The organism is Varunaivibrio sulfuroxidans (assembly GCF_029318635.1).
In the GTDB taxonomy this organism is placed as follows: Bacteria; Pseudomonadota; Alphaproteobacteria; order Rhodospirillales; family Magnetovibrionaceae; genus Varunaivibrio; species Varunaivibrio sulfuroxidans.
The window spans coordinates 828,783-842,038 of the sequence record NZ_CP119676.1 but is presented as its reverse complement, the minus strand read 5'-3'; the positions used below and the strand labels follow the sequence as shown (position 1 = coordinate 842,038).

Below are 13,256 nucleotides of genomic sequence, written 5' to 3'. Positions count from 1 at the left end.
CGGTCCGTTCTGCGCCGGGGGCGGCGCGGGCTCACTCTTCCCGATCCATGTTCAGGGCTTGGGCCAGCTTGCGTTCCTGGTCGTAATACCGCGCCTTGTCCCAGAACGACGGGCGCATGCCGGTGTGGCGATGGGCGCCGATCAGACGGCCGTTGGCGTCCTCGCCTTCGACTTCGTAAACATACAAATCTTGTAATGTCACGATATCGCCTTCCATGCCAATGACCTCGGTCACATGGGTGATCTTGCGGCTGCCGTCGCGCAGGCGGGCGGCCTGGACGATGATATTGACGGCGGCGGCGATCTGTTCGCGCACGGCCTTGGCGGGCAGGGTAAAGCCGCCCATGGCGATCATATTTTCCAGACGACCGATCGCCTCGCGCGGGTTGTTGGCATGGACCGTGCCCATCGAGCCGTCGTGGCCGGTGTTCATGGCCTGCAACAGGTCGAACGCCTCGGGGCCGCGAACCTCGCCGACGATGATGCGTTCGGGGCGCATGCGTAGGCAGTTTTTCACCAGATCGCGCATGGTGATCTCGCCCTTGCCCTCGAGATTGGCGGGGCGCGTTTCCAGGCGCACCACATGGGGTTGTTGCAATTGCAACTCCGCCGAATCTTCGCAGGTGATGACGCGCTCGCCGGGGTCGATGTGCGCGGTCATGCAGTTGAGGAGGGTCGTTTTCCCCGATCCGGTGCCGCCTGAAATCAGGACATTGAGACGGACCGCCGAGATCACTTCGAGCACGGCCTTCAGTTCCGGCGTGATCGAGGAGAAACGCAGCAAGTCTTCGAGGGTCAGCTTGTCTTTCTTGAATTTACGAATGGTCAGGGCGGTGCCGTCGATGGCCAATGGCGGCGCGATCACGTTGACGCGCGAGCCGTCGGCGAGGCGGGCGTCGCAAATCGGACTGGCCTCATCGACCCGGCGGCCCACCGCCGAAACGATACGTTGACAAATATTCATCAATTGCGCCTGATCGCGAAAGCGCACGGCGGTTTTCTGCATCTTGCCATCGACTTCGATATACACCGTGTCGGGGCCGTTGACCATCAGGTCGGCGATATCGTCGCGCACCAGCAGCGGTTCCAGCGGACCTAGCCCGAGAATATCGTTGCAGATATCGTCGATAACGAGCTGTTGTTCGGGGTGGCTGAGGACGATGCCGCGCATCGAGATGATCTCGCTGACCATGTCGGTGATTTCGTCGCGAACTTGCTCCTGAGTCAGCTTACTCAACTCGGAAAGATCGACGGCCTCCATCAAATCGTTGAAAACGTTAACCTTGACGTCGTTGAGTTTTTCCAGGGCTTCCGCACTTAGAGTCGGATGCGCGGCCTTGGCGGTTTGTTTTTCATCTCTTTGGGATTTGTTGGGCGCGCCCTTGCCGTGTGTCGAGGCGCTGCGCGCGGAACCTAAGGCGGAGGCTTGCGCAGCGCGCCCGGGATGACCGGCGCCGCTCCCGCCATCGTCCGAAGCTTTTTCGGACGCGGTGGAAGGCGCTTTGTCGCGCGGCGGTTTTGGCGGCGTTCCGCGGCGTCCAAACATCCTCGTGCGTTCCCTCATGTCATGTTCGTAGCATTTTTAAGCGGATTTAACCGTCTTTAAGATGGCGCTCTATTTTTTACCCAGAAAGTTAAACAGGCCGGGTTTCTTTTTGGTCTGGGCGTTTTGGCGGGCGCTCAGCAGTTTCGCCAGAGTCTCGATCGCGCTCACCGATTTTGACTTGGCGCCAACCGTGCGCAGCATGTCGCCGTTGTTGAGCGCCTTGCTAAATATGTCGGCCTCGTATGGAATGGAGGCCACGGGCTTCATTCCCAGGGCTTCCTTGAAATCCTTATCATCTAGTTGCCCCGCCTTATTGGCGCCAACCTTATTGAAAACGAGCCGCGTCGGCGCATCGACCCCACGATTGGGGGATAGGAATTCAACCAGGTTTTTGCCATCGCGTAAATTATACAAATCCGGCGTCGCTACGAGGACGGTTTCATCGGCCTCGACCAGAAGATCCTGAGTCCATCCGGTCCAAATGTGAGGGATATCCAAAACGACGAAGGAGGCCATTTGCTGAACCAGAGCGATGACGCCCTCCAGCATTTGGGTGTTGACCTGAACGCCGGAGATCAGATTTCCGGGCGCGGCTAAAAGCGAGACGTTGTCGGTGCATTTTTCCAGATAGCGTTGGAGTAGGGTTTCATCGAGGCGATCGGTTTGGGTTAGGGCGTCGGCCAGCGTATAGCTGGGCTGGGTGTTATACGCCAGCGCCGCCGTGCCATAGGCAATGTCGAGATCGACAAGAATGACGTCCTCATCGTAAGCTCGTGCGAGTTCGAACGCGATATTGTGGGCGAGTGAGCTGGAGCCCACGCCCCCGCGCAAACCAAAGCATGAAATAAGGCGACCCTTGGTCTGTGTGGTGCGATCGGAAAAAGCCTGATAAATCGCGTCGCGCAAACCCTCGACGCTGGCATGTTGATAAAAATATTGGCTAATACCTTGTTCGATCAAGGCCTTGAACAGATCAATGTCATTTACCGCACCGATCAGAACGACCCGCGTGCCAGGGGCGCAGACATCGGCCAGGGCGTCCAGTTCCGCCGATTGGCTTTGTGCGTCGGTGGCGAAACTTTCGACGATTACCAAATCGGGTGTCTGGTGAGTGGATAGAAATTTCGTTCCTTCGAGGATCGCGCCGTCCTGTATCGCTATGCTGGAGCGAACAAACATGCGGTCCGTGGCAAGCTCTTCCAACACGGCCTTCATGGCGTCGCTGCGGACAAAGGCCCCAACGGAAATTTTGAGGATCACGGTTTTCTCCCGTTCATCGTCAATGGGGTGGCGGACAAAATTTTCGCGTAGATCATGACGGTTCCAGAAGTCATTTGACGGTGGTTGTCGAAGGCGCGGCCGGGGCGGGCGCGGGCGTGGCGGCCTGTTGTCCGGAGTTTTTGACCGGGGCGTTGACACGATTGGTATAGTTTTCAATCGCCAAGTCCGAATTGAAGGCCGGACGGGCGGCCATCGGTTGGGACTGGATCAGATCGCCGGGGTCGTCCACCATCAAGCCAATGTTGCGCTGGAAGGCGCAGCCGAAATTGGAGTGAATTTTATTGCCGGGGTTGAAGCCCGAGGAACTGGACCAGTCTCCACATTTGGGAACGATGGCCCGATTGGTGGAAAAACTTAAAATCATGGTCCGACCGCTATCCTTGGCGAGGATGAAGGTCATTTCATCGTCGCGGAGACCTCGGCTCGTCAGCATCGCGCGGGCTTTTTCGGGATAGCCCGTTTCAACGACCACCGCGCCGTGGCCACGTGCGATGTAATCGCGCAGGAAACCCATGAAGCGTTGGGTGTCCGCGTGCGGCGGCGCGCCATCGCCGGAGGGGATGTTCAGCGTTATCGAAACGCGCTCGCGCCCGACTTTGAGGGGGTGATTGACGCGGTAATCGTCACTTAGCGTGGAGGTCGCGGTGTTTTGCGTCGCCGCGCAACCCGACAGGGCGACGAGGCCGAGTAAGGCGACAAGGAACCGCTTGCATACGGGAAGCGATGAAAAGGAAAGAGACGCCATGATCGCTTACTCCATGATATAGCCGTAAGGGCCGGACAGGGGGGTGACATAAGGCGGCAGGTCTTTTTTCAGATATTCCTTGTTCAACCGCCCAAGGAGATAGACGTCCATGTCGCTCGCCGACGCGAAGCCGTCGGTCGGCAGGTTGAGAGGTTTGTCGTTGCCGGTGGACTTCGCGAGATAGGCGGTGACGATAATCACCAATTCGGTCTGATCGCGCTGGAAAGACTCGCTGCGGAACAATTGCCCCAATATGGGCAGATCCTTGAGAAACGGTAGGCCGCGAATTTTGTTGGATTCATTGTTTTTCATCAGCCCGGCGATCATCACCGAGCCGCCGCTGGGCAGGTCCACGGTGGTTTGCGTGCGTCGGGTCGAAATGCTGTTGACCGTCAGGGTGCCGATTTTGACCTGGCCATCGGTGGATAGTTGGCTGACCTCGGTCGAAAGAATAAGATTGATGCGGTTTTTGCTGATCACCGTCGGGGTCGCGTCCAGGCGGATGCCGAACTCCTTGAATTTGATGATCGGCAGGCCGTTGGTGTCCAATCCGACGGGGAAGGGAAACTCGCCACCGGAAAGAAAATTGGCGTTTTCCCCGGAAATGGCGGTCAGCGTCGGCTCCGCCAGGGTTTTGATGACGCCCTGGCGTTCCAGCGCGCTGAAGGCGGCGGAGCTTTTGTACGGCAGTCCGATCGACCCGGTGCCAAACGGTGGATTGCTGATGAAGTTGGCGGCGCTGAGATCCGTCGCGCCGACGGTCGCCAGCGACACCGCGCCGCGCAGGAGCTGGTTGCTTACCGAAAGATTGACGCCCAGATGTTTGACGGCCTCGCGTTGCAGTTCGGAAATACGCACCCGCATGATGACCTGTTGACTGCCCAGGATTTGCAGCATGTTGACCACGTTCAACGATTTGGGCACGTAGCGCTTGGCGATTTCGAGCGCCTTGGCGGAAACCCCGGGTGAACGGACAAACCCCTTAAGGAAAAGGCTGTCGCCATGGGCGCTGACCTCGATCTTTTCTTCCGGCAGAAGATCCTTGAATGCGCTTTTCAGGCTCGCGGTGTCGAGATGAACGCGGATCTCCGATTTTAAAATAATTTCACCCTTGGCGTCTTCGAACATGACGCTGGTCGAACCGATCTTGCGCGCCACGACATAGACGAAATGGCGTTTGGGCGCGCCGCGGACCCCCTGACCGGGAATGATGACGTCCGCGATGTTGGGGTCGGCCAGAATAACGTTGCGTACCGGCGTCGTCACCTTGATGGCGACCGCTTTGTTCAATTCGACGCCGATGACCTCCCCCGGTGTAATCTGAGGCATAGTTTGCGGGTCGAGTTTGGCGGGAATGACGGGCGCCACCGGCGCGGCGCGGGGGGGCGTGGGGCTGTATGAGGGCACTTCCTGCGCCTGCGCGCGCGCGGGGGCGAGCGATGATGTCGCTACAGTGAAAACAGCCAAAACCAACCCCGCATGGACCGTCTTTTTGGGCTTCATTTGGCGGTTGCTCCTGTTGCTGATGACGTTCCGCGGTAGATCGTGATTGTCGGTGACGGCGCGGGAGCGGATTTTCGCCGGGCCGTGGGGACGCTCCGCGCTTTGGGAAGGCCCGCGCTTAATTCCTTGCCGATTTGGGACAAAAAGGGGCTGACCTGAACATCCGTGGTGTAGGGAGGACGTTTGATTCCGAGAGCCGCCGTTTTCGCGCCGCTCCGCGGTTCGGCGCTGCGCAACGTCAGGTCCAGCTTGCCCATGGCCTTCGCCGTGGCCAGGATTTGCGCCTGTCTGGGGGTGACCTCAAGAAGCACCGTTTTCGCCAGCATGGCGCCATCCTTGAAGTCGCTGACCTTCTGATCCAAGGCCAGGACGCGAATATTTTTCAAAATGGTTTCGGTGGTGTTTTCGACGACGATCAGCTTGTTGATATTCAATTTCTTCTTGTTTTCCGCCAACACCTTTCGGGCAAGGTTGTGGGTCAAGACGACATCCACCCGATCGTCGGGCAGGATGAACCCGGACGCCGAACTTTCCGCGCTGACTTTAATCGCGATGGCGCGTTTTCCCGGCGCGATGACACCGGGCAGAAAGCCGGGCGCGCCGCTGGCGTACAACTTGTCCATCGTGATCGGCTCACCCTTGGCCAGGGCATGGCGGACGATATGCTTGTCTTTTTCGATTTTTGCGAGAGGGTCTTCGCCTTGGGATTTGACCAAATAACCGTCGGCGACTCCATCCTCGGGCCAGTCGCGATACTCGGTGTTGTGGCTGGTGACCACGGTGCCGACCGGAAGGGCGCTGGAGGCGACAAGAATCTTCGCCGATTGTATCTTTGGCGCTTGTTGAGCGATCTCGGTCTGTTGCGTGTGCAGGTAACTGCGCACAAGAAAGGCTGTCCCACCGGCGAGCGTGACGGCCACGAAGATTAAAGCGATGACGAGAATGCGCATACCCTGTTCACCAAGCCCCTGAAATTTAAAATTCCCGCATCCTACAATGGAACGAAGACATTAATATGGCCTGAACGACCCTTAAATTACGCCCACGGGCGCACCCCTGGAGGATGTCCCCACCGCCCAGCGGATTGCTCCCCGATGGGCGATGTCGCGTCGTGCTTTACCCCCTCGTGTCCAAGCTCGTGTCCGAGATTTTACACCCCACACATCCGCGCGCGCCGGGTCGTTTGCGTCCGTCGCGGTGGAGTCGAATGATAAATCTTCTTTTTCAAGGGTATAACAAGCTCGCGTCAGGTACAATACGTTCATCGTCGATGCAGCTTTCATCCCCGGGCGGGCGCGGGGGGAGGTTGAGTTCGGGCATTCCATGCGTTTTTATGGATAGGCGGTCTGTTAAGTTATGAAAATATATCGCGGAACGCGTCGTGACGGAGTGATACAGGTCACTGTTGATGATCGCCCCCTGGCCCTGCCCCCGGCGCATGGCGGGGGCGCCGAGACGTTGGGCGGTCGTGTTTTCGAGTGGGGGTATGAGGGGGGAGGACCGTATCAATTATCCTTGGCCATATTGGCCGACCACTTCGACGACTCGATCAAGGCGAACGAACATTATCGTTCATTTTGCGAAAGCGTGGTTTCGCAATTGGACGACTCGTGGCAGTTGACGTCATCCCAAATCGACGGCGCTCTGGAGGGCGTGGTCCGGGTCGATATGACCTTCGAAGACTTGCTTCGGAAATTACGGGGCGCGCGCTGAGCCGTCGCTCGGAGGCGCGACCGGTTCATTTTGCGATAAAACTATGTGATATCCGTCACTTAAAGTTCGCCTAAAATTGTTTATATGCTTACGTATTGTGGCGTCCAATCGAAAGCGACGATGTCGATGCCGAGGTGGCAATGTATGGGTTTATCTATCTTTGGCATGTATGGGACGGTCTTTTTCGTTTCGTCGCCTTCGGTCGGCCTTACGTCAGCGTCGTCATGTTTTTCTTCACGATGCTTTGCATGGGGAAAATCATTAAATTTATTCGGGAGTAGGGTCATGGGCGCGAGGCCTTGGGTGTGCGCGCCATGGCGTGGGTTTAGAGTGGAAAAGGTATCGACAGGGTGACAATTAAAAAAGAATATCTTGAGTTGACGCGTCTCGTGGAGCGGCTGCACCGGCGGTTCTTAGACGTCCTTAGGGTGGAATTGAATAGGATGGACGTTCGCGACGTCAATTCCGTTCAAGCCCTACTTTTGGCCAATATCGGCGATGAGAAAATCATCATCCGGGATTTGGTGGAGCGGGGCTATTACCAGGGCTCGAACGTGTCGTACAACATCAAAAAATTGGTTGAGCTGGGTTATCTCGATCAGGAACGTTCCACGCACGATAAGCGCTCCGTCAGTGTGTCGTTGACCGATAAGGCGCGCCATGTCGTCGCGCGAATCAGGGAACTGGAAGAACGTAACGCACAGGCTTTGGACGATGCGGGGCTGGACGGCGGTGCGCTCGATAGCGTCGCGGTCGCCCTGCGCCGGGTCGAGAGAACGTGGACCGATTATATTCACTACGGATGAAACGCGCTATCCGGGTGACCGGGGGGCGTTTTTTATTATATTTAATGAAAACCTTTGGTTGCCGATCTCTTGTCCATATTTATATTGAAGGGGATAGCCTCTCTTTTTTGAGGCTATCGCGGGAAAACAATAAGGCTAGGGCGGCTTATGAAGGGAAGGTATCCGCGGTCTTCGCGCGACCCGGAAAACTCAGATACCGGGGACATAAAGCCGAAGCTAGAGGAACAATATGATGCGGGCACGGGAAAAACCGGGGGAAAGCCCACGTTAGGCGCCTCCAGGGCTGCGAAGTTAACCTTACTTACCTTGGTGCTCTCTCTTTTGGTCTTGGCCGCGGCCGGGTTTGTTCAAATGCGGATCGAGAAAGCCGTGCGCCGGGAAGTCGGCGCCCTGCTTTCGACCGTGTTGCACGCCACCCGCGAGGATATCTCATCTTGGTATGATTGGCGCGCCGACGACGCCCGCGCGGCGGTCATGACCGACGGCGTCGTGCCCGCCGTGCGCGACTTGCTCGATGCTCATGTTGGGTCGAAAAACCTTTTGGCCGCGCCGGCGCAGCATGTATTGCGGGCTAAAATGCGGCCCTTCATGATCAATAAAGGTTATTTGGGGTACTTCGTCATATCGCCCGATGGAATTAACTTGGCCTCCAGCCGAGATGTAAATGTCGGCGTGCGCAGCCTACTTAACGAAGATCCGAATTTTTTGAGCGCCATATTTTCCGGCCACAATGCAATCAGCCGACCTCAGATATCCGATGTTCCTCTGCCCGACGCCACGGGCGCGTTGATGGCTTCGCCCCCCACCTTGTTCGTTGGGGTGCCGATTTTCTTACCGAAGAGCGATCACGTCATCGCGGCATTCGCCTTTCGTATCGACACCGTTAGTGATTTTTCCGCGATTTTCGCCAATTGGCGCCTTGGGAAATCCGGCGAGACCTATGCCGTCGGGGCGGATGGTCTGTTGTTGAGTGAAAGCCGGTTTGATGAAGACCTTAGAAAGATAGGCCTGCTGCCTTCCGGCGTTCCGTCAATGCTGCACATTCATGTACGCGATCCCGGCGGAGACATAGCGCAAGGCTATAAGCCGCGCCAACCCCGTCATTTGCAGCCCTTGACGCAAATCGTACAAGGGATCGCCGATGACGAATCGAAATTTAGAATCAAGGAATATCGCGATTATCGGGGGGTTGACGTTCTGGGGGTGCGGCTTTGGGATTCCAAATTCAATTTTGGGATCGTGGCCAAGATAAACGCCGATGAGGCCCTGAAGACGCTTCACACCCAGCAGTATATGATCTGGGGCGTTATTTTTCTGGCGATCGGTTTGATGGTCGTGTTGGCCGTTTTTGTCCATCGGAGCCGCACCGATAGCGAAGCTCTAACCATGCGCACCCAAGCGATTTTGGACAACGCCATCGATGGTATCCTCACGATTGATCTTCTTGGGATCGTGCGTAGTTTCAACCCGGCGGCCGAGCGTATTTTCGGATATCGGGCCTCGGACGTCATCGGTCAAAAAATGTCGTCGCTGCTGGCCGGCGAGGAGAAACAGGTGGGCGGCGTCGATATCGATAAATATCTTTCTGAAAAAAGCGATGGCGCCGCCGATGCGTGGCAAGTGATCAGGGGAAAACGAAAAAGTGGCGCGCAATTCCCCATGGATATCGCCATCACCAAAATCCGGGTTGGGGAAAAATACCTTTATTTGGGAACCGTGCGCGATATCACCGAACGCCGTCATGCCGAGGAGACCTTGCGCCAATCCGAAGAAAGGTTGAAAAATGCCCAGCGGATTGCGCATTTGGGGAGCTGGAGTTGGAATTTCGACCAGGATGAAATGATTTGGTCCGATGAAATTTTCCGAATTTTCGGTCTTCGTCCGAAGGAAATTCAGCCGACGTTCGCGCGGTTCATGAAGATCGTGCATCCACAGGACCGCACTCGCGTGGAAGGCGCCCTACGAAACAGCTGGGACGGCAAGAAGGGGTTTCATTTTGAGCATCGAATTTTGCTGGCCAATGGAAATCAGCGCACGGTGCAGGAAATTGGCGAGATCGTCTCCGACGATGTTGGGAATATTGTCCGTATGGATGCGACGGTGCATAACATTACCGAACGCAAGCAGGCGGAAATGGCGAAAAGCGAATTTGTCGCTACCGTAAGCCATGAACTGCGTACCCCGATGACATCTATTCACGGCTCTTTGGGCTTATTGCTGGGGGGCGCCGCGGGCACGCTCGGAAGCAAGAAAAAAGAACTGGTCGAATTGGCGTACAACAGCTCGGAACGTCTGGTTCGCCTGATCAACGATATTCTCGATTTCGAGAAACTCGAAGCGGGCAGCATGAATTTCAATATGATCGAGTATCCACTGAATGACTTACTCGATCAGGCGGTGGACGCCAACGCCTCCTACGCGGAGAAATTTCAGGTAAAATTGGAACGATTGCCGATCTTCGGTGATGCGTTCGTTCTTGTCGATATCGACCGCTTCGCGCAAGTCATGGCCAACCTCCTGTCCAACGCCATTAAATTTTCACCTCCCGGCGCAAGTATTGAAATATCGGCCCAGGTGCGGGGAAAAAATGTGCGCGTAAGCGTGACCGACCATGGACCGGGAATCCCGGAAGAATTTCGGGGACAGATCTTTCAGAAATTTACCCAGGCCGATTCATCGGATACCCGGGCCAAAGGAGGGACCGGGCTGGGGTTGAGCATCACGCGTTCGATGATTAACAACATGCATGGCGTTTTATCCTTCGAAACCCATTTGGGCCGTGGAACGATATTTTATTTCGACCTTCCCCTGATGCTCCGCTCGCGGATGCCCCCTCAAGAGGGGGAAACGTCGCACGACACGTTGCGTATCCTGATTTGCGGGGACGATCACGCCACCGCCATGCATTTGAAAGAAACGGTAGTTGCGGCGGGCGGACGGGCGGATATTGCGAGGACGCTCAAGCGCGCTTCTAAATTGCAACAGGCGAACGCATACGTGGCGATGATTTTGGATATCGCTTCGACGGGGTCCGACGCAATTGCGCTTTTGCATCGAATACACAGGGAAAAGAATGGCGACGAATGCCCCGTCATCGCCGTTTCAGCCGTGTATTCCGACAATAAGGAAAACCTGTTGAGAGGAGGGATTGGGGTTGTGGAGTGGCTCGACGAGCCGATTGATTTTTTGAAATTGAAGAGCACCGTCAAGGAGGTTTTGGATGCAGGGAAGAGCGCCGATGTGCTGTATATTGAAACTGGTGAAGACAATGCGCATGTGCATTCACAAGTGATTGATTCCAGTGTCGGCCTATTGAGGGCTCGGAACGTTCTCGAGGCGAGGAGAATTGTTGCGCGGGACAATATCGGCCTCGTGTTGCTTGACGTGACGCCGCAAAATACAACCGGGATCGAATTATTATCCGGTCTGGAGCGCCCCGATGGCGCAACCGTTCCGGTTCTTGTTCTTTCCGCAGAGGGGATCGAAGATGATGGGGCCGGCCGGGTTGTTGCTATCCTCATGAAAACAGAGACCGAAGAAGAATTTCGTTTGAAAATCAGGGGGATGATAAATGACGTCGCAACGTAATGGAGATACGCCATGCCCCCTCCTCTGAAGAAAATTCTTTATGTCGAAGATGATTTGGATATTCAAATCGTCGCACGGATGGCTTTGCAAACCGTCGGCGGGTTTACTTTGGAGGTGTGTAGTTCGGGACGCGAGGCGGTTGAAATCGCGCCGATGTTCGTTCCCGATCTTGTCTTGCTGGATGTCATGATGCCGCAGATGGATGGGCCGAGCACCCTGCGCGCCTTGCGCGAATTGAGCGTCACGAAAACGACGCCGACCATATTCATGACGGCGAAGGTCATGCCGTCCGATGTTGCGCGATATCGTGAAATCGGCGCGGTTGACGTGATCGCAAAGCCCTTCGACCCGATGAACCTTTCTCTTGAAATTCAAAATATCTGGAAAAGACACCACGATGGCGGATGAAGAAACCACCGTTCAGTCTCGATTGGATGCTCTGCGCGCCAGCTACGGCGCCCATATTCCGGGAAAGGTCGCGGCGATTAAATCCTCTTTCGATGCGGTTTTTCGAGGTGAAACGCTGGATATGGAAGCCTTCGGTGCGTTGCGCCACCTGACTCATCAACTGTCCGGTTCCGCGGCGACTTTCGGGTACCCGGTCCTGGGAAAATCCGCGCGTGAAATCGAACGCCTCTGTAATTCTACGCCTGACGGTGAAACGCTCGATAGCGAATCCGTTTTAAACCTTCATCGCAACATTGAAAAACATATCGTTGCGATCGAACGCGATGGAACCGCCCCTCTGGAGGGAAAAGACCGAGAGACGGAAATAACGCCGGTTTTCGCCGCCGCACCGGAGAACCGCAAAAGAATTTTCGTCCTTACCGACAGCGAGGAATTTTCTTCGCGAACCCGGCATGAACTCGCCGCCTTTGGGTTTGAGGTGACGATCACGCTGGATATGGATGTCTTGATACGCGCGCTTGACGGGGATGATTTTGATGTTTTTATCATCGACAGCGATTTTTCCGGGGATGAGCATCCCGGCATCGCTGCGGTCGAGCGCGCCCGCGAGCGTGCGCAAAGTCGATCACGCACTCTTCCTCCCATTGTTTTGAGCACCGACCGCAGCGATCTTCACGCCCGCATAAAAGCCGTGCGCGCGGGCATCGAAGTGTACCTGAGCAGACCCTTGGATTTTTCCGTGTTGGTCGATGTGTTGGACCGTTATACGGACTCCCAGGATGTGGAGCCCTATCGTATCTTGGTGCTTGACGACGAGGTTAGCCTGGCACGATACAGCGAGTTGATTTTACAGGGCGCGGGCATGATTTGTCGGGCGTTGTCCAATCCGATGGATTTTTTGGAGGCGGTCGAGGATTTTTCTCCGGAATTGATTCTGATGGATTTGTACATGCCCGGAATCGATGGCGAGGAACTGGCGACGGCTTTGCGGCAAAATGAAAGTTTTGCGGGAATTCCAATCGTTTTTCTGTCCGGCGAGGCGGATCTGGATAAACAACTCATGGCGCTAAAACAAGGTGGCGACGATTTCCTTACCAAGCCGGTTACCCCGGAGTATCTGATTTCATCCGTTAAAATACGGGTGCAGAGATTTCGTCGTCTGCGTATGTTGATGGCGCGTGACAGCATGACCGGGCTGTATAACCACACAACGACGAAGCAACTGTTGCAAACCGAAGTTTCCCGCGCCGAACGCGATCGGAGTACATTGGTCTTGGCGTCGTTGGATATCGATCATTTCAAGCGGGTCAACGACACCTATGGTCACGGCGTCGGCGACAACGTCATCAAGAGCCTGTCGAGATTGCTTCGCCAACGCTTGCGTGGGGTCGATATTATCGGACGCATGGGCGGCGAGGAATTCGCGGTGATCATGCCCGACACGCTGGGCATTCACGCCAAGGGCGTGTTCGAGGATATCCGGAATTCCTTTTCCAGTATCGAGCATCATGCCCGCGAGGGAAATTTTAGTGTGACGATCAGTTGCGGGATCGCCGAATTTCCCAAACGCGCCGGCGCCGCGGCGTTGTCGGACGCCGCCGACAGGGCGCTTTACGCGGCCAAGCATAATGGGCGCGATCAGGTCGTCCTGGATTGAGGCCGCCCA

10 protein-coding genes are annotated in these 13,256 nt (G+C 56.0%); 5 read left to right on the top strand and 5 right to left on the bottom strand.

The features are described 5' to 3' along the window. Positions 1–31 precede the first annotated feature (31 nt). The 5 genes from P3M64_RS03885 to cpaB form a co-directional block, all read right to left on the bottom strand. Positions 32–1,546 (bottom strand): CpaF family protein, encoded by a 1,515-nt coding sequence (locus tag P3M64_RS03885; RefSeq protein WP_132938003.1) that lies wholly within the window; start codon positions 1,544–1,546, stop codon positions 32–34. A gap of 69 nt (positions 1,547–1,615) precedes the next feature. After that, complete coding sequence (locus P3M64_RS03880) at positions 1,616–2,806, bottom strand: AAA family ATPase (protein WP_132938004.1); 1,191 nt, start codon at positions 2,804–2,806, stop codon at positions 1,616–1,618. A gap of 70 nt (positions 2,807–2,876) precedes the next feature. Next, positions 2,877–3,572, bottom strand: coding sequence for a CpaD family pilus assembly protein (locus P3M64_RS03875; protein ID WP_132938005.1), 696 nt, complete (start codon positions 3,570–3,572; stop codon positions 2,877–2,879). 6 nt (positions 3,573–3,578) lie between these two features. Further along, a complete protein-coding gene (locus P3M64_RS03870) occupies positions 3,579–5,075 on the bottom strand; it encodes a type II and III secretion system protein family protein (RefSeq protein WP_132938006.1) in 1,497 nt (498 codons plus the stop codon). Continuing rightward, the gene (cpaB, locus tag P3M64_RS03865) at positions 5,072–6,025 is read right to left on the bottom strand and encodes a Flp pilus assembly protein CpaB (protein ID WP_132938007.1); all 954 of its coding nucleotides are present in this window, start codon (positions 6,023–6,025) and stop codon (positions 5,072–5,074) included. Before cpaB ends, P3M64_RS03870 begins: the two co-directional genes overlap by 4 nt. A gap of 439 nt (positions 6,026–6,464) precedes the next feature. Here cpaB and P3M64_RS03860 point away from each other — a divergent pair, with 439 nt between their 5' ends. From P3M64_RS03860 to P3M64_RS03840, 5 genes are all read left to right on the top strand, one after another. Further along, positions 6,465–6,788, top strand: a complete 324-nt coding sequence (locus P3M64_RS03860; RefSeq protein WP_132938008.1) for a DUF6166 domain-containing protein — start codon at positions 6,465–6,467, stop codon at positions 6,786–6,788. Positions 6,789–7,138: 350 nt separating this feature from the next. Continuing rightward, positions 7,139–7,594 carry a MarR family winged helix-turn-helix transcriptional regulator gene (locus P3M64_RS03855; RefSeq protein WP_322111130.1) on the top strand — a complete coding sequence of 152 codons (456 nt, stop codon included), beginning with the start codon at positions 7,139–7,141 and terminating at the stop codon, positions 7,592–7,594. A 351-nt stretch (positions 7,595–7,945) separates the two neighbouring features. Further along, positions 7,946–11,182, top strand: a complete 3,237-nt coding sequence (locus tag P3M64_RS03850; RefSeq protein WP_165886223.1) for a PAS domain S-box protein — start codon at positions 7,946–7,948, stop codon at positions 11,180–11,182. A 12-nt stretch (positions 11,183–11,194) separates the two neighbouring features. Then, complete coding sequence (locus P3M64_RS03845) at positions 11,195–11,590, top strand: response regulator (protein WP_132938010.1); 396 nt, start codon at positions 11,195–11,197, stop codon at positions 11,588–11,590. Next, positions 11,580–13,247: a diguanylate cyclase gene (locus P3M64_RS03840; RefSeq protein WP_132938011.1), complete on the top strand. Its 1,668-nt coding sequence runs from the start codon at positions 11,580–11,582 to the stop codon at positions 13,245–13,247. Before P3M64_RS03845 ends, P3M64_RS03840 begins: the two co-directional genes overlap by 11 nt. Positions 13,248–13,256: the final 9 nt, after the last annotated feature.